The sequence below is a fragment of the Caballeronia sp. ATUFL_M2_KS44 genome (genome assembly GCF_023630965.1).
Classification (GTDB): domain Bacteria; phylum Pseudomonadota; class Gammaproteobacteria; order Burkholderiales; family Burkholderiaceae; genus Caballeronia; species Caballeronia concitans.
This window is the reverse complement of record NZ_JALQEA010000006.1, coordinates 190,646-207,870: the sequence shown is the minus strand read 5'-3', so window position 1 is coordinate 207,870 and position 17,225 is coordinate 190,646. Positions and strand designations below refer to the sequence as shown.

The 17,225-nt window shown below is 65.5% G+C and carries 14 protein-coding genes; 4 read left to right on the top strand and 10 right to left on the bottom strand.

Annotated features, from left to right (window positions below):
* Positions 1–106 precede the first annotated feature (106 nt).
* Complete coding sequence (gene rsmD, locus NCR39_RS01035) at positions 107–742, bottom strand: 16S rRNA (guanine(966)-N(2))-methyltransferase RsmD (RefSeq protein WP_250450186.1); 636 nt, start codon at positions 740–742, stop codon at positions 107–109.
* 227 nt (positions 743–969) lie between these two features.
* Between rsmD and ftsY the strand changes: the two genes are divergently transcribed.
* Positions 970–2,196 carry a signal recognition particle-docking protein FtsY gene (ftsY, locus tag NCR39_RS01030; protein WP_250450185.1) on the top strand — a complete coding sequence of 409 codons (1,227 nt, stop codon included), beginning with the start codon at positions 970–972 and terminating at the stop codon, positions 2,194–2,196.
* A 38-nt stretch (positions 2,197–2,234) separates the two neighbouring features.
* On the opposite strand, the gene NCR39_RS01025 is transcribed toward ftsY, so the two are convergent.
* Genes NCR39_RS01025 through NCR39_RS01015 form a run of 3 tightly spaced genes read right to left on the bottom strand, consistent with a single transcriptional unit; the run spans position 2,235 to position 4,220 of the window.
* On the bottom strand, positions 2,235–2,867 hold the full coding sequence (locus NCR39_RS01025) for a LysE/ArgO family amino acid transporter (RefSeq protein WP_250450184.1): 633 nt from the start codon (positions 2,865–2,867) through the stop codon (positions 2,235–2,237).
* Entirely contained in the window at positions 2,864–3,508 is a 645-nt protein-coding gene (gene maiA, locus NCR39_RS01020) for a maleylacetoacetate isomerase (protein WP_250450183.1), read from the bottom strand. Before maiA ends, NCR39_RS01025 begins: the two co-directional genes overlap by 4 nt.
* Before the next feature lie 13 nt (positions 3,509–3,521).
* Complete coding sequence (locus tag NCR39_RS01015; RefSeq protein WP_250450182.1) at positions 3,522–4,220, bottom strand: fumarylacetoacetate hydrolase family protein; 699 nt, start codon at positions 4,218–4,220, stop codon at positions 3,522–3,524.
* Positions 4,221–4,596: 376 nt separating this feature from the next.
* On the opposite strand from NCR39_RS01015, the gene ybiB reads away from it, so the two are divergent.
* Both ybiB and leuA read left to right on the top strand, forming a co-directional pair.
* Positions 4,597–5,568, top strand: a complete 972-nt coding sequence (gene ybiB, locus NCR39_RS01010; protein ID WP_250450181.1) for a DNA-binding protein YbiB — start codon at positions 4,597–4,599, stop codon at positions 5,566–5,568.
* A 443-nt stretch (positions 5,569–6,011) separates the two neighbouring features.
* Positions 6,012–7,664, top strand: coding sequence for a 2-isopropylmalate synthase (leuA, locus tag NCR39_RS01005; RefSeq protein ID WP_250450180.1), 1,653 nt, complete (start codon positions 6,012–6,014; stop codon positions 7,662–7,664).
* A 20-nt stretch (positions 7,665–7,684) separates the two neighbouring features.
* On the opposite strand, the gene NCR39_RS01000 is transcribed toward leuA, so the two are convergent.
* Both NCR39_RS01000 and NCR39_RS00995 read right to left on the bottom strand, forming a co-directional pair.
* Complete coding sequence (locus NCR39_RS01000) at positions 7,685–8,068, bottom strand: nuclear transport factor 2 family protein (RefSeq protein WP_250450178.1); 384 nt, start codon at positions 8,066–8,068, stop codon at positions 7,685–7,687.
* Between the two features lie 45 nt (positions 8,069–8,113).
* Positions 8,114–8,680: an acyloxyacyl hydrolase gene (locus tag NCR39_RS00995; RefSeq protein WP_250450176.1), complete on the bottom strand. Its 567-nt coding sequence runs from the start codon at positions 8,678–8,680 to the stop codon at positions 8,114–8,116.
* A gap of 354 nt (positions 8,681–9,034) precedes the next feature.
* On the opposite strand from NCR39_RS00995, the gene rpoH reads away from it, so the two are divergent.
* Positions 9,035–9,970 (top strand): RNA polymerase sigma factor RpoH, encoded by a 936-nt coding sequence (gene rpoH, locus NCR39_RS00990; RefSeq protein WP_250451433.1) that lies wholly within the window; start codon positions 9,035–9,037, stop codon positions 9,968–9,970.
* Positions 9,971–10,124: 154 nt separating this feature from the next.
* On the opposite strand, the gene nagE is transcribed toward rpoH, so the two are convergent.
* From nagE to nagA, 4 genes are all read right to left on the bottom strand, one after another.
* On the bottom strand, positions 10,125–11,921 hold the full coding sequence (nagE, locus tag NCR39_RS00985; RefSeq protein ID WP_250450174.1) for an N-acetylglucosamine-specific PTS transporter subunit IIBC: 1,797 nt from the start codon (positions 11,919–11,921) through the stop codon (positions 10,125–10,127).
* A gap of 63 nt (positions 11,922–11,984) precedes the next feature.
* A complete protein-coding gene (gene ptsP, locus NCR39_RS00980; RefSeq protein ID WP_250451431.1) occupies positions 11,985–14,573 on the bottom strand; it encodes a phosphoenolpyruvate--protein phosphotransferase in 2,589 nt (862 codons plus the stop codon).
* A gap of 12 nt (positions 14,574–14,585) precedes the next feature.
* Positions 14,586–15,593, bottom strand: coding sequence for an SIS domain-containing protein (locus NCR39_RS00975; RefSeq protein WP_250451429.1), 1,008 nt, complete (start codon positions 15,591–15,593; stop codon positions 14,586–14,588).
* On the bottom strand, positions 15,583–16,689 hold the full coding sequence (gene nagA, locus NCR39_RS00970) for an N-acetylglucosamine-6-phosphate deacetylase (RefSeq protein ID WP_250450172.1): 1,107 nt from the start codon (positions 16,687–16,689) through the stop codon (positions 15,583–15,585). The genes NCR39_RS00975 and nagA overlap by 11 nt, the downstream gene beginning before the upstream one ends.
* Between the last annotated feature and the right edge of the window lie 536 nt (positions 16,690–17,225).

Genomic DNA, 17,225 nt, shown 5'->3' with positions numbered 1-17,225 from the left:
TTTACCTTGGGCCGCTGGCTGCGGCCGTCATTTTCTCGTTCGCCCGTCGAGAGCGGGCAACCGCTGACGCAACCTACCCCGCGGCGCGCCAGATTGGGAAGGCGCATTATTCCTCATTTTGCCGACGCAGCAAATGATAGTGAACCGCGCCCGCCTTGCCTTCGCGTGCGAGCGTCCAGCCCGCCAGCGCATTGGTGGCGTCCGGGTCCAGCGCATTGCCGCATTCCACGTAAATCGCGCCATCCGCTGCGGCGAGCGGCGCGGCGAGTTCGAGCGCACGCGCGAGCAGCGCTTCGTCGCCGAAGGGCGGATCGAGGAAGATGACATCGAACGATCCGGGCGCGAGACCGGCTGCGAGCCGCAGCGCATCGGCTTCGGCGATCTCGATATTGCGCGCATCGAGCCGCGCCTGATTCGCCTTCAGTTGCGCGGCGGCGCGTCCGCTGCGTTCGACCATCAGCACACGCGACGCCCCGCGCGACGCCGCCTCGAAACCCAGCGCGCCGCTTCCGGCGAAGAGATCGAGACAGCGTTGTCCGGTCAAATCCTGGCCGAGCCAGTTGAACAGCGTCTCGCGCACGCGATCGGGCGTGGGGCGCAGGCCATCGAGATCGAGCACGGGCAGCGGCGTGCGTTTCCAGTTTCCGCCGATGATGCGGATCGTATGCGGCTTGCCGCCCCGCGACGGTGCGCGGTTCGAAGCGGCGGATGCGGGCGGGCGTGGTGCGGAAGAACGGGACATGAGAAGAATGGGATGAATTCGGCGCGCGCCGCCAGGAACAAGCCGGCAGCGCGTGAATGAGAGCCAGCATGGAAGCCAACGTTACCACAGGCGGATAGCGCACAAGCGCATCGGGCCACGCCTGATAAAATAGCCGGCCTCCATCTTCCTGCGCGGGCATCGCGCGCGGCGCTCGTCCGGGCGCACGCGGGGCCATCGAATGACGCGCGCTCCATCGCCACACATCCATGTTCAGCTTCTTCAAACGATTCAAAAAGCCGGCAGACGAGCCGCTCGACACGTCTGCCGAAGAAACGCCGGAAGCCGCCGAGGACGAAGAAGCGTCCCCGCCCGTCATCGAGGCGGAGCTGGACCGCGAACCGGCCGTCGATGCCGCGATGCCATCGGAAACGCCGCCGCCCGCCGAACTTGAAGCCGAAGCCGTTCCTGCGCCCGCAGCGGACGACGCGCCGAAGCCTTACTGGCAAGGCCGCACGCAATCGCAATGGGTGCGCGGTCCCGAAACGGATGAGGCGAGCGAAGAGATCGTGCCGCCGCCGCTGCCGGACGCCGCCGCGAAGAAATCGTGGATGTCGCGGCTGCGGAACGGTTTGTCGAAGACGAGTTCGAGTCTGACGGGCATCTTCGTCGGCGCGAAGATCGACGAAGACCTGTACGAAGAGCTCGAAACCGCGCTCTTGATGTCCGATGCCGGCGTCGATGCCACCGAATTCCTGCTCGAATCGCTGCGCGAAAAGGTGCGCGCGGAGCGCCTGACGGACGCGTCGCAGGTGAAGGCGGCGTTGCGCGCGCTGCTCGTCGACCTGTTGCGTCCGCTCGAAAAGTCGCTGATGCTCGGCCGCGCGCAGCCGCTCGTGATGATGATCGCGGGCGTGAACGGCGTCGGCAAGACGACGAGCATCGGCAAGCTGGCGAAGCATCTGCAGAGCTTCAATCAGTCGGTGCTGCTCGCCGCCGGCGACACGTTCCGCGCCGCCGCGCGCGAACAGTTGACGGTCTGGGGCGAGCGCAACAACGTGACGGTCATCGCGCAGGAAAGCGGCGACGCAGCCGCGGTCATTTTCGATGCCGTCGGCGCGGCGCGCGCGCGCAAGATCGACGTGATGATGGCCGACACCGCCGGGCGCCTGCCGACGCAACTGCATCTGATGGAAGAGCTGCGCAAGGTGCGCCGCGTGATCGCGAAGGCGATGCCGGATGCGCCGCACGAAGTGCTGCTCGTCATCGACGCGAACACGGGGCAAAACGCGCTCGCGCAAGTGAAGGCGTTCGACGACGCGCTCGGTCTCACGGGTCTCATCGTGACCAAGCTCGACGGCACGGCGAAGGGCGGCATTCTCGCGGCCATCGCGCGGCAGCGGCCGATTCCGGTGTACTTCATCGGCGTGGGCGAGAAAGTGGAGGACCTGCAGCCGTTCAGCGCGGAAGAATTCGCCGACGCGCTGCTCGGCTAAGAAGCAAGCGAAAAGGGCGTCGTGCAGACGCCCTTTTTTTATCGCGAGAAGACCAGCGCCGCCGCGATCCACCACATCACGCAGCCCACGATCACATCCAGCACCCGCCACGACACGTCCTTGCGGAACCAAGGTTCCAGGAAGCGCGCGCCGAAGCCGAGCGCGGTGAACCAGACGATCGACGAACACATCGCGCCCGCCGCGAACCACGCGTTGCCCGGCCAGCCGCGTTGCGCGCCGATGCCACCGAGCAGCACCACCGTATCGAGATAAACGTGCGGGTTCAGCAGCGACAGCGCCAGCACCGTCGACGCCGCGCTGAGCGCCGTTTGCGAATCGCCGTCGGATGCATCGAGGTGGCCCGGACCGCGCCACGCCGCGAGAAACGCGCGCAAGCCGTAGAGAAACACGAACGCCGCGCCGGCCCAGCGGATCACTTCCAGCAGAAACGGCGCACGCGCGATCAGCGCGCCCATGCCGCCGACGCCGAACGCGATCAGCAATACGTCGATGAACGCGCAGATCGTCACGACGATGCCCACGTGCCGCCGCTTCAACCCTTGCCGCAACACGAAGGCGTTCTGCGCGCCGATCGCCATGATGAGGCTCGCCCCGAGCCCCGCGCCCGACAGGTAGCTCGGAAGCGCTCCAGCCGTCACTGCCGCCGTCATTCGGCGTCGGGCTGCTGCGCCGGGGCAGCACGCTGGAAAGCGTCGATCTGATTCGCGTTGTCGGCAATGCGCTCGATGGTCGGATACGGCGACAGGTCGATATTGAACCGCCGCGCGTTGAACACCTGCGGCACGATGCACAGATCGGCGATGGTCGGGGTATCGCCGAAAGTCAGCGCGCCGACGCGCCGGTCGCCCGCAAGCCGCTTTTCGAGCGATGCGAAGCCCGTCTCGACCCAATGCCGATACCACGCGTCCTTCGCTTCATCGGGCACGTTCAGTTGATGCTTCAGGTACTTGAGCACGCGCAGATTGTCGATGGGATGAATTTCGCACGCGACCGCCAGCGCGACCGAGCGCACGAACGCGCGATCCGCCGGATTGCGCGGCAGCAGCGGCGGCTCCGGATGCGTCTCCTCGAGATACTCGATGATCGCGAGCGATTGCGTGAGCACGTCGTCGCCGTCGACGAGCGTCGGCACGATGCCGTCCGGATTCAGCGCGCGATATTCCGGCTTCAGTTGCTGGCCGCCGTCGCGCAGCAAATGCACGCCGGCGTACTCGTACCCGAGTCCCTTCAGATTCAACGCGATGCGCACGCGATACGCCGCCGAACTGCGAAAGTAGCTGTAGAGCTTCATCGTCGATCCGGCCTCACACCAGGCGCACGGAGAATTCGCCGATGCCGTCCACGCCGCCCTTCATGAGGTCGCCCTTCACGACCGCGCCGACGCCTTCGGGCGTGCCGGTGAAGATGAGATCGCCGGAGAAGAGTTCGAAGAGCGTCGACAGATACGCCACCGTCTCGCCCACGGACCAGATCAGTTGCGAGATGTCGGAGCGCTGCTTCTCTTCGCCGTTGACCGTCAGCCAGATCGCGCTCTTTTCCAGATGCCCGACCTTCGATACCGGATGAATCGGCCCGATCGGCGCGGAGTGATCGAAGCCCTTCGCGGTGTCCCACGGACGGCCGAGCTTCTTTGCTTCGGCTTGCAGATCGCGGCGCGTCATGTCGAGGCCGAGCGCGTAACCGTACACGTAGTCGAGCGCCTTGTCGGCGGGAATGTCCTTGCCTTGCTTGCCGATAGCCGCGACGAGTTCCATCTCGAAATGCAGGTTCTTCGTCTGCGACGGATACGGCATTTCGCCGGTGGCGCCCGGCGCGACGTAGAGAACGGCATCGGCGGGCTTGCTGAAGAAGAACGGCGGCTCGCGATCCGGATCGTGGCCCATTTCGCGCGCGTGCGCTTCGTAGTTGCGTCCGACGCAGTAGATGCGGCGCACGGGAAACTGCTCGTCCGAACCGGCAACCGGCACCGCCGCAGCGGGCGCCGGGGGAAACACGTAGCTCATCCTGTTCTCCTGTCGGGAAAGCGCGGGCGATGCGCTGCGCCGCCTTCCGTCACGCAACGAAGTTGCTGTTATTCGAATGCCGGCTCGCGGTGAAGCCAGCCAGCGGGAAGAGCGAGTGTAACGCGCGCGGGCGTTTCGTGGCGGGCCTTGCGCGGCGGGACTTCGCGAGCTTCCGGGTGGCTTACGGCGATCCTTCGGAACGGCGCGCGCCACGAGTCTGCACCCGATTCGCCACACGAATTGCGCACGGTCGAAACGGCCGCCAAGTCTTGCAAGCGGCATTTAGATGCGATACTGAGTGTCCTTTCCGGACTCTCAATCTAGCGACGCGACGCTCACGACCTCGGAACTGAACGCCCGTTTGCGCATGCTTCCGATGAACGATACCCCAGCCCCTCCCTTCGCCTGCGCGCGCTACATCAAGGAAATCGGTCGCGGGCCGAACGGCGCCCGCGCGCTGTCCCACGACGATACCTACGCGCTCTATGAAGCCATGCTCGATGGCCGCGTCTCCGATCTCGAACTCGGCGCGGTGCTGCTCGCGTATCGCGTGAAGGGCGAGACCGCCGCCGAGCTTGCCGCGATGCTCTCGGCGGCGCATCGATCGTTCGAGCCGCTGCACGTGCAGGAAGGCCGCGATCACGCGCGCCCCGTATCGATTCCGAGCTACAACGGCGCGCGCAAGCAGCCGAACCTGACGCCGCTCCTCGCGCTCCTGCTCGCGCGCGAAGGCGTGCCGGTGCTGGTGCACGGCGTCGTCGACGATCCGGGCCGCGTGACGAGCGCCGCGATTTTCGCCGAACTGGGCATTCCGCACGCGGCATCGCCGGATGAAATCGAGGACAGCCTAGCGTCGCGCCGGCTCGCATTTGCGCCGGTCACATCGCTTGCGCCGAAGCTCGCGCGGCTGCTCGCGCTTCGCCGGATCATGGGCGTGCGCAATTCGACGCATACGCTCGTCAAGATCCTGCAGCCGTTCGCGGAGCCGGGCTTGCGGCTCGTGAACTACACGCATCCGGAATATCGCGACAGCCTGACCGACCTCTTCACCGATCATCCCGATGCCGCGCAAGGCGGCGCGCTCCTCGCCCGCGGCACGGAAGGCGAAGCGGTGGCCGACACGCGCCGTCAGGTTCAGGTCGACTGGTTCCACGACGGTCACATGGAGACGCTCGTCGCGCCCGAGCGTTCGCAGGCGGATGCGCCCGCCGTCGAACTGCCCGAATCGCTCGATGCCGCGACGACCGCGCGCTGGATAGAAGACGTGATGCGCGGCGACGTGCCGGTGCCGCCGGCGGTCGGGCGTCAGGTGGAAGTGATCGCGGACGTCGTGCGCAGACCGGTCTGAAACTCCGAAAAAGCGAAGCACCCGTTTGACACGTTCTTCTACGCTGGTTTAAAGTGGCCCAATGCGCTTCACCCAGTTCTCCTCCCTCCGAATTATTTCGGGCCGCCTAGCGCGGCCCCTATCGCTACGTCTAGCGTAAGTCGCCAGACGTAGCGCCGTGCGTCGCCAGGCGCGCGGTCCTGCCAGCCGTTCCCGCAGTTCCTTTCCTTACCACTTGTAGTCGTCAGCTTTTCGTTCGCACATCCCGCGAAACGAAAACGCGAGGGTCAAATGCACGCTGCTTCGCGCACGTTCACATTGGTCACAGGCGTCACCGTCGCCGGTGCGCAATGGGATCGTGCGCGCGGCGTTGCGATGCGTGCATCGCGCCGAAGCCGGCCAGCCGCCGGTCACGGCGCCTCTCGCAGGCGCTACGCAGACTGTTCCAAGAGAGATCGACGATCATGATGCCCAACCCCGCCGAGAAATATCGCCCGTTCCCGCAAGTCCGTCTGCAAGGCCGCCGCTGGCCGAATCGCACGATCGAGCAAGCGCCCATCTGGATGAGCACCGATCTGCGCGACGGCAACCAGTCGCTGATCGAGCCGATGAGCATCGCCGCGAAGCTCGAATTCTTCGAGATGCTGGTGGCGACGGGTTTCAAGGAGATCGAGGTGGGGTTTCCGTCGGCGTCGCAGACCGATTTCGATTTCGTGCGCAAGCTGATCGACGAGAAGCGCATTCCCGACGACGTGACCATCGAAGTGCTCGTGCAATCGCGCCGCGAACTGATCGAGCGCACGTTCGAGGCCGTCGAAGGCGCGAGTAGGGTCATCGTGCATCTGTACAACGCGATCGCGCCGTCGTTCAGACGCATCGTGTTCAATCAGTCGAAGGAAGAAGTGAAGGCGCTGGCGGTGGAAGGCACGCGCATCATCAAGGAATGTGCGGCGGCGCGGCCCGAAACGCACTGGATCTATCAGTATTCGCCCGAGACGTTCAGCATGACGGAACTGCCGTTCGCGCGCGAAGTCTGCGATGCCGTCGCGCAAACGTGGCGTCCGACGCGCGATCACAAGATGATCGTGAATCTGCCCGCGACCGTCGAAGCCGCGACGCCGAACGTGTTCGCCGATCAGATCGAATGGATGGACCGCAACATGGGTTATCGCGATTGCATCGTGCTGTCGGTGCATCCGCATAACGATCGCGGCACGGCCGTCGCCGCCGCCGAACTGGCGCTGCTCGCGGGCGCCGAGCGCGTGGAAGGCTGTCTCTTCGGCAACGGCGAGCGCACGGGCAACGTCGATCTCGTCACGCTCGCGCTCAATCTCTACACGCAGGGCGTCGATCCGGGCCTCGATTTCTCCGACATCGACGCGGTGCGCCGTGTCGTCGAGCGATGCAATCAGTTGCCGGTGCATCCGCGCCATCCGTATGCGGGCGATCTCGTTTTCACGGCGTTCTCCGGTTCGCATCAGGACGCCATCCGCAAGGGCTTCGCGCAGCGCACGCCCGGCGCGGTGTGGGACGTGCCCTATTTGCCGATCGATCCCGCCGATCTCGGCCGCAGCTACGACGCCGTGATTCGCGTGAACAGCCAGTCGGGCAAGGGCGGCGCCACGTATCTGCTCGAGCGCGGGCTGGGCTTCACGCCGCCGCGCCGCGTGCAGATCGAGTTCAGCCACGCGGTGCAGGCGCTCGCCGACGCATCCGGCGAGGAAATCAGCGGCGAAGCGATCTGCGCGCTCTTCAAGCGCGAATACTTCGATGCGGGCGGCGCGGTGTCGCGGGTGGACGCATCGACGATATCGATTTCCGGCAGACGTATTTCGATGCCGCCCGCGTCCGCCGCCGCGAGCGAGGAGCATTACGCGCAGGCGGTTGCGTCGAGTTTCGGCGTGGAAGCAAGCGTGAACTGGTTCGAATCGACGGTGACGGCAAGCGGCGATACGGCGGTGTTCGTCGGCTGCCGCGTCGCCGATGAACCGACGCGCTTCGGCGTCGCGGTCCACGCGAATCCGGCGCTCGCGGTCGTCGATGCGGTCGTGAGCGCGGTGAATCGATCGAAGCGGATCGTGGCGGACGTGCGGCAGGACGAGCCGGTCGAGGCGTGATCGGCGCGGCGCGCGTGGCGCTATTCGAGCGCCACGCGCGTCGCCTGAAGCGCGAGCATCAGCCATTGGCCGTCCGTCTGAACGTGAATGGCGGTATAGGCCACGGGAAACAGCAGCGCGCCGTTCTTCGATTCCATCTCGATCAGCGCGCGCCCCGACACGAGGCAACTGTCGCGGCCCGCGGCGACGACGTCCTGCGACTGGATCTCGATCTGACGATAGCGGCGGCGGCCGGCGGTGATCGCGTCGATGAACTGACGTTTCGTCTCGCGCTTGCCGTTGGTGTGCACGTAGCTCGCGTTCTCGGCCAGCAACGCTTCGAGCGCCACGCCATCGCCTTCGACCATGGCTCGAAAGCGATCGCGCTCGAGGCCGCGGATGACCTCAGTGGTTTTTGCGGGCATCTGTCGAATCCCCTTGTGCCAAGGAACCGATGCGCCGGCGCCTCGTCAGAAGTTGTATTGCAGATATATCTGGCTGAAATTTATACCAGGATTCGGCTCTTTGATACTGGCGTTCGACAGATGCTGGAAGCGAAAGCCCGCCTGATAGTTCTGTTTCGCGCCGAAAATCGCGCCGACGCCGACCATATCGGCGAACTGGAACGCCGTCGACACCGTGAAGTTTTCCGTGATGCGCGTATGCGAAAGCAGCCGCACGCCGACGCCCGCCTCGATAAACGGCCGGATGTAGCCCGCGCTTTTGACGAAGCGCACCACCGGCGTCACGCCGAATTCCCAGATGTTCGGATTCACGGCGTGGTCTTCGGTCGAGTGCCAGTAGGAAACGTGGCCTTCGCCGAGCAACGTGAAGTGGAACCCGCCGATTTCCCACCAGGTCAGGTTCGGATCCCAGACCACGCCGAGATCGGCCTTCTTGATATCGCGGTCCGCCACGCCGCCCGCGATCTGCAAGCCAAAGCGGTCTGCGTGGGCCGCCGCCGAGACGACACCGAGCGAAAGCGCGAGCGCGCCGTTGGACAACAAACTGCGCCAGACACCTTTGCTTTTCTGCATGAGCGCCCCATATGAGGGTTGAGTTCCACAGCCGCGAAGCGGGATCGGCAGATTGTATGTGGATTGACACATATTTGCACAATCGCGATTTGCAGGCCCATTTATTTGAACAATCCGCAGCAGAGCCGCATAAACGCGGTAATTAGTTAGATATCGACGCCCAAATCGGTAACTTTGACGCTCTTCGAACGTCTCTTCGTCTATCAGACCCACAAACCCGATAGTTTCGTGGGAACTCTCACACTCGTCCGCCCTCTAACACTTAGCACTCGTTGAAGCGGAGTGCTAATATCGTGTCTGACTTGCCGTTGCCGTCGTGGCAGCGGACAAATCGTTGATAAGGAGCTTATGAGCGTGACCAATGCGATGACCCTTCCGAATGTAGTGGGCTCGGCGCCTGCCAAGGCATCTTCGGCAGGCGCGCTGACGTACGCACAGTCGTCGATGCTGACCGGCCAGATCGGCAACATCGATTCATACATACAAGCAGTGAACCGTATTCCAATGCTGTCGCAGGCAGAGGAACGTCAGTACGCCACCGAGTTCCGCGAGCACGGCAACCTCAACGCGGCGCGGCAACTGGTGCTTTCGCACCTGCGTCTCGTCGTGTCGATCGCCCGGAACTATCTGGGCTATGGCCTGCCGCACGCGGATTTGATCCAGGAAGGCAATATCGGTCTGATGAAGGCCGTGAAGCGCTTCGACCCCGAGCAAAACGTGCGCCTCGTGTCGTACGCCATGCACTGGATCAAGGCCGAGATTCACGAGTACATCCTGCGCAACTGGCGCATGGTGAAGGTCGCGACGACCAAGGCGCAGCGCAAGCTGTTCTTCAACCTGCGCAGCCACAAGACCGGCCACGCCGCGTTCACACCGGACGAGATCGAAGGTCTCGCGAGCGAGCTGAACGTGAAGCGCGAGGAAGTCGCGGAGATGGAAACGCGTCTGTCGGGTGGCGATATCGCGCTCGAAGGCCAGGTCGACGACGGTGAGGAAGCGTTCGCGCCCATCGCCTATCTGGCGGACTCGCACAACGAGCCGACGAACGTCATCGCCTCGCGCCAGTTCGACAAGCTGCAAAGCGACGGTCTTTCGACCGCGCTGGAGTCGCTGGACGAGCGTAGCCGCCGCATCATCGAGGCGCGCTGGCTGGACGTGCAGGACGACGGATCGGGCGGCAAGACGCTGCACGAACTGGCCGACGAGTTCGGCGTGTCGGCGGAGCGCATTCGCCAGATCGAGGCGAGCGCGATGAAGAAGATGCGCTCGGCGCTGCACGACTACGCGTAACGTTGCGTTAAGGCCGTAGCGGAAAGTTGAAGCCCGCTGTCGAAAGACAGCGGGCTTTTGTTTTTGCAGCGGCTGATTGCGGATTGTCTTCGCGAAAAAAAACGGCGCTCCGAATGAACAGGAGCGCCGCTTCTCTCAGCAACCGCTTGGCACGTCAAGCCGGCATCGGTGCGGTCCCGCCGCCGTTGCCCGGAAGGCGCGTCGCCATTTGCGCGGCATAACGCTGCGCCGCTGCGCCGACGACAATGTGGAACGTATCCGCCGACACCCACGCGACATCCAGTTGCGACAAACGCTGACGATCCACCGCCGACGGATCGCGCACGACGACACGCAGACGCGTCTGCGCGACGGCATCGAGCGAAACGACGTTCGTCGCGCCGCCGAACACCGCGATCCAGCGCAGCGGGTCCGGATCGAGCGGGCCGGCGGTTTGATCGGCCACGCTTGCGGCGCCGGCTGCACTGGCTGCGGCCACAGGCTGCGCCGGAGCCGACGAAGCCGGCGTCGCGCCGCGCGTCGACGAATGTTCGAGTTCGCCGCGAATTTCGTCCGCGATCAAGTCCGCTTCCGGTCCGATGATGACCTGCACGCTCGTCTTGCCGCGCTTCAGCACGCCACGCGCGCCGATGTTCTTCAATTGCGGTTCCGACACGGCTTCCGTATCCACCACCGAGAGACGCAGGCGCGTCGTGCAGGCATCGACGAGCGACAGGTTCGACGCGCCGCCCAGCGCCGCGATGTACTTCGCTGCGCGCGTGTTCGCTGCAGCCGGCACCGCTGCGCCCGGAGCGAAGCCGCCGACCGGCGTTGCGTCGGTTTGAGCGTCGGTCGTGGCGGGCTCGCGGCCCGGCGTCGCCATGTTGAACTTGCGGATGAAGAAGCGGAACAGCCCGTAATACACGATGCCGTACACGAGGCCGAGCGGAATCGCCATCCAGCCGCGCTGCGACAGGCCGTAGTTCAGCACGTAGTCGATCGCACCCGCCGAGAACGTGAAGCCCAGGTGAATGCCGAGCGCCGAGCAGATTGCGAGCGACAGGCCCGTCAGCACCGCGTGGATGCCGTACAGCACCGGCGCGAGGAACATGAAGCTATATTCGATCGGCTCCGTCACGCCCGTCAGGAACGCGGTGAGCGCCATCGAGAACAGCAGGCCGCCGACGACCGCGCGGCGCTCCTTCGGCGCTTCGTGGAACATCGCGAGACACGCGGCCGGCAGGCCGAACATCATGATCGGGAAGAAGCCGGTCATGAAGCCGCCTGCGGTTTTATCGCCCGCGAAGAAACGATGCAGGTCGCCGTGCACCACCGCGCCGCCATCGGGCGGGGTGAACGAGCCGAACACGAACCACGCGAGCGAATTGATGATGTGATGCAGACCCGTCGCGAGCAGGATGCGGTTCAACACGCCGAACACGAAGGTGCCGAGCGCGCCGGCCGTCGTGAGCCAGTTGCCGGCCGTATCGATGGCGAATTGCACCGGCTGCCACACGTAGCCGAACGCGATGCCGAGGAACAGACACGCGACGCCCGTGACAATCGGCACGAACCGCTTGCCGCCGAAGAACGCCAGGTACTCGGGCAGCTTGATGTCCTTGAAGCGGTTGTACATGTAGCCCGCGACCATCCCCGCGATGATGCCGGACAGCACGCCCATGTTGAGCTTGTCGTTGATGTCCTTCATCACGGCCGTTTCGATCAGATAACCGATCGCGCCGGCGAGACCCGCCGTGCCGTTGTTGTCCTTCGCGAAGCCCACCGCCACGCCGATAGCGAACAGGAGCGGCAGATTCGAGAAAATCGCGTCGCCGGCGTCGGCGATCATCTTGATGTTGAAGACATCGGGCTGGCCTAGACGCAACAGCAGGCCGGCCACCGGTAATACGGCAATCGGCAGCATCAGGGCGCGGCCTAGGCGCTGCATCTTTGCAAACGGGTTGGCGTCCATCGGGTTCTCCAAAAATATAGGTCTTGTCGTTACTGCGTGAAGTTTTTGCTGCGGTTGAGAACGTTAGTCCTGCGGCCAGATTTCGCGGCTCGCCGCCCTGACTGCCTGTGCCGATTCGAGCGCGAGCACGTCTTCCGCGCGCTGACGGCAAAGCTGGTAATCGAGATTGCGCACGCGCGCCTTGATGCCCGGCACCGCGGACGGATCGACCGACAATTCCGTCACGCCCAGGCCGACGAGCAGCGGCACCGCGAGCGGATCGCCGCCGAGCGCGCCGCACACGCCGACCCACTTGCCGTGCTTCTCCGCGCCCTGCACAGCCGCCTTGATGAGCCGCAGCACCGCCGGATGCAGGCCGTCGGATTGCGCGGCGAGATCGGGCTGGCAGCGGTCCATCGCGAGCGTGTATTGCGTGAGATCGTTGGTGCCGATCGAGAAGAAGTCCGCGTACTTCGCGAGCTGGTCCGCGAGCATCGCCGCCGACGGCACTTCGATCATCACGCCCACTTCGACCGGCTCCGTGCGGCCCGCTTCGCGCGCCAGTTCGTCGATGCGCGCGCGCAGGCGTTGCAACTCGCCGGCGTCGGTGACCATCGGCAGGAGAATGCGCACCGCGCCCGCCGGCTTCACGGCGATGAGGCCGCGCAACTGGTCGTCGAGCAGATCGGGGCGCACCTGCGCGAGACGGATGCCGCGCAGACCGAGCGCCGGATTTTCTTCCGGCGGCAGCGTCAGATAGTCCACTTCCTTGTCCGCGCCGACATCGAGCGTGCGGATGATGGCCGAGCGGCCCACGAGCGCATCGACGATGTCCTGATAGCTCGACGCGTGCTCCGCGACCGTCGGCGCCGCCTGACGATGGATGAACAGCAGTTCGGTGCGCAGCAAGCCGACCGCGTCCGCGCCGTTTTCGACGGCGGCCTTGGCGTCGTCGAGCGTCGCGATATTCGCGGCAATTTCGATGTGACGCCCATCGCGCGTCGATGCCGCCTGCTGCGACATCTTGCGATTCGCCTCGCGCACGCCCGCGAGCCGGTCGCGCTCATGACGCGCGCGTTCGACGTCGAGCGCGGTCGGCGCATGTTCGAGACGCCCCGCCGACGCATCCACGACCACTTGCGTGTCTTCGGGAATGGCGTGGAGCGCATCGCCGATCGCGACGAGCGCCGGAATGCCCATCTGCCGCGCGATGATCGCCGCGTGCGACGTCGCGCCGCCGCGCGCCATCAAGAGCGCGGTGACGCGCGTGCGGTCGATGGACGACAGATCGGACGGCGTGAATTCGGTGGCCGCGAGCACGGCCTCGTCGGGCAGCGCGCGCGCCGCCGTGTTCGTGAGCCCGAGCGCGCGCAGCACGCGCTTTTCGATATCGCGCAGATCGGCGGCGCGTTCGGCGAGCAGCGCGTCGTGCACGTTACTGAGCAACGCGATCTGCGCGCGGATCGACTCGCGCCACGCGAAACCCGCGCTCTTGCCGAGGCTGATGAGATCGCGCGCGGCATCGACGAGCGTCGGGTCTTCCAGCAGCACGCGATGCACCGCGAAAATGCCCGCTTCGCCGACCGCCCCGCGTTGCGACGCCGTCCGCACGGTTTCCTGCAATTCGGTGTCGACTTGCGCGATGGCGCGATCGAGCGCGCGGCTTTCCGCCGCCGACGGCCCGCTCGCCTTTTCCTCCGGCACGATCTCCTGATCGTCCCAGCGCACGAGCTTGCCGACCGCGATGCCCGGCGCGGCGCACACGCCCGCGAGCGTGTTCGGCGGCAGCGGCTGCGCGGACGCGCGCGCCACGGCGACCGGCGCCGGCGATTTCACGCGCGCCGGCGTCTCTTCGACTTCGCCTTGCGCCGCGCGCAGCAATTCGGTGGCGACGGCATCGACGGCTTCCTGCGCCTCTACGCCCATGCCGACGAGTTCGATCGTCGCGCCTTCGCCCGCGCCCAGTCCGAGCAAACCGACGACGCTTTCCACCGCCGCCTTGCGGCCTTCGTAGCGCACTTCGACCTTCGCGTCGAGACCGCGCGCCGCTTCGCGCGCCCGCGCCGCCGGACGCGCATGCAAGCCGCCCGCGTGCGCCAGCGTGACGCTGCGGCGCGCTTCGTTGATGACGTTCGACGACGACCGCGCCGCCTGCGCCGCCGCGCCGTCCTTCGCGCGCAGCACGAGGAGCCGCGCGCCCGCGTTCAGCACGCCGCGCCCGGCGCGCTCGACGACATCGAACGCATCGCCGTTGGCGACCGCGATCACCGAGACGAGGCTCGGCGCGTGGCGCGCAACGAAATCGGCGTCGAATTCGATCAGCGGCTGGCCGGCGCGCACCGTCGCGCCCTGTTCGACCTTCGGCGTGAAGCCCTTGCCGCCGAGTTCGACCGTATCGATACCGATATGCACGAGGATTTCCGCGCCCTGCTCCGTGCGCAGCGTGACCGCGTGATGCGTGCGCGCGAGATGCGTGACCGTGCCGTCGCAAGGCGAAACGAGCACGTTGTCGAGCGGATCGATGCCGATGCCGTCGCCGAACATGCCTTCGGCGAACACGGGATCGGGCACGTCGGCGAGCGCAACGACGGGACCGGTGAACGGAGCGAGCAGCACGACGTCGCTCGGGTTATCGGTGGAATGATTCAGCAGAGACTGCTCGGCACGGCGCATCGTCTTTCTCACTCAATGGGTTTCGGTGACCTTGTTCAGGTGGCGCGGCGCGTCGGGATTGCGCCCGCGTGCGGCGGCCAGACCCGCGGCCATCACGTAGAACGAAAGGATCGCGGCGATCGGATCGAGCGCCGGGTGGTCGGTGGCGACGAGCGGCAGTTCGGCCCCGGGCACGTCGTCCGGTGCGGCGAGCAGCACGCGGGCGCCGCGCGCGCGCATGTCGGCGGCGAGCTGGATCAGACCTGCCTGCTCCGGTCCGCGCGGCGCGAAGACGAGCAGCGGATAGTCGCGGTCGATGATTTCCATCGGGCCATGACGCACTTCCGCGCTCGAAAACGCCTCGGCCTGAATGCCCGACGTTTCCTTCAGCTTGAGCGCCGCTTCCTGCGCGATGGCAAGCCCGAGCCCGCGTCCGATCACGATCATGCGATCGACGTTCTTCAGTTCATCGACGGCGCGCGTCCAGTCGAGCTTGCCTGCGGCGCGCAGCGCGTCCGGCAGCGATTTCAGTGCGTTGAGCAATTCGACGTCGCGCTGAACGTGAGCGATCACGATGGCCGACAGCGAGAGCATCGCGATATAGCTCTTGGTCGCGGCGACCGAAAGCTCCGGTCCGGCGAGCAGCGGCAGGAAGTATTCGCACGCGGCCTCCAGCGGCGAACCGACGACGTTGACGGCCGCGACGGTGAACGCGCCGGCGTCGCGCAGCGCCTGCATCGTGCCGACGAGATCGGGACTCTTGCCCGACTGCGAAAACGCGACGGCGAGCTGGCCCGACACGCGCAGCGGCGCTTGCTGCAGCGTGGCGACGGACATGGGCAGCGACGCGACCGGCACGCCGATGCGGCTCATCGTCAGGCTTGCGAAATAACTGGCGGCGTGGTCCGAGCTGCCGCGAGCGACGGTCAACGCGACATGACGCGGCTGCTCCGCGAGCTTCACGGCGAGCGCTTCGATGCGCGAGGTATCGGCGAGTTGGGCCGCGACGACATCCGCGGATTCCAGAGCCTCATTGAGCATATTCGACAAGCGATTCTCCTTCGACATACGTGGCGGTCAGCGCAAAGTCCCGGTCGAGCACGACGAGATCGGCCCATGCGCCGCGCGCGATGCGGCCGCGATCTTCGAGCCCGAGATAGTCGGCGGGATAGCGCGACAAGCGGTTGGAAACGTCCGCGAGCGGAATGCCCAGCGAGACGAGATTGCGCAGCGCCTGATCCATGGTCAGCGTGCTGCCGGCAAGCGTGCCGTCCGCGAGACGCACGCCGCCCATGCACTTGGTGACGTGCTGGCTGCCGAGGCGATATTCGCCGTCCGGCATGCCCGCCGCCGACGTGCTGTCGGTGACGACGTACAGACGCGGGATTGCGCGCATCGCGGCGCGGATCGCGCCGGGGTGAACGTGCAGCAGATCGGGAATCAGTTCGGCGTACTCCGCATGCGCGAGCGCCGCGCCGACCATGCCGGGATCGCGATGATGCAGCGGCGACATCGCGTTGAAGAGATGCGTGAAGCCGCGCGCGCCGTGCTTGAGCGCGTTGACGGCGTCGTCATAGGTGCCGAGCGAATGGCCCAGTTGCACGCGCACGCCGCGCGCGGCCATTTCGGCGATGACTTCCAGATGCCCCGAGATTTCCGGCGCGATGGTGACGACGCGGATCGGCGCGAGCGCGAGGAACTTCAGCACTTCGTCGCGCACCGCGACGGCGGCTGCGTCCGGCTGCGCGCCGAGCTTGCCCGGATTGATGTACGGACCTTCGAGATGCACGCCCAGCACGCGCGCGCCGTTCGCCGCGCGGCGCTTCGCGGTTTCGCCCAGGCCCGCGACGACGTCCATCAGCTCGTCGCGCGGCGCGGTCATCGTGGTGGCGAGCAGGCTCGTGGTGCCGTGTTTCGCGTGCTCGCGGGCGACGGTATCGGCTGCGTCGCCGCCTTCCATGATGTCGCGGCCACCGCCGCCGTGCACGTGAAGGTCGATGAAGCCGGGGAGGATAAAGGGCGCGTCATTGGTCGACGGATCGGCGATATGGCCTTCGAGCGCCGTCACGCGGCCGTTCTCGACATGCACGGTGCCGTGGATCCATCCGTCGGTCGTCAGTATGTTTCCTTTCAGCATGAAGTTCTCTGGAAGTACGCAATGCGTGATGAGGTTCCGGGCCGTCCGCGCCATGCTGCGAGCAGGCTGTTCCGCGCGATGACTCGATGCGCGATCCGTGCGGACGGCTTCTCTTGGTCCTCTTGTTGTCTTTGTTGCTCTCTTCGGATAGTGCAGGTTGCGCGATGCAAGGCTCGACGCGGCCCGGCGATGCAGTTGTGCGACGAATGTCAGTCGTCGGTCAGGCAATAGGCGAACACAGCGGCAACTGTCGATAAGCACCGGGCCCGGGTGAGGCCGGAGCGAGGCGCGTGCCGCCTTTACAGATAAAGCGTTGCGGCGCTTTCAGCAAGGGCGTCGAAATCGTAAATTTGCATGCACGAACAGCCACTTCGCTGCTTCGAAGTGGAGCCCATTATATAACCAACATAATACCAGTCAATGCTTGCCGGCCGGCGCTTCCAAATCCATTAATATTGCTTTGAATCAATAAGTTACAGATTGTTTAGCGAGTGTCTTCGCAACACGCTGACCATCGGGACTTACCCGCATCGCAC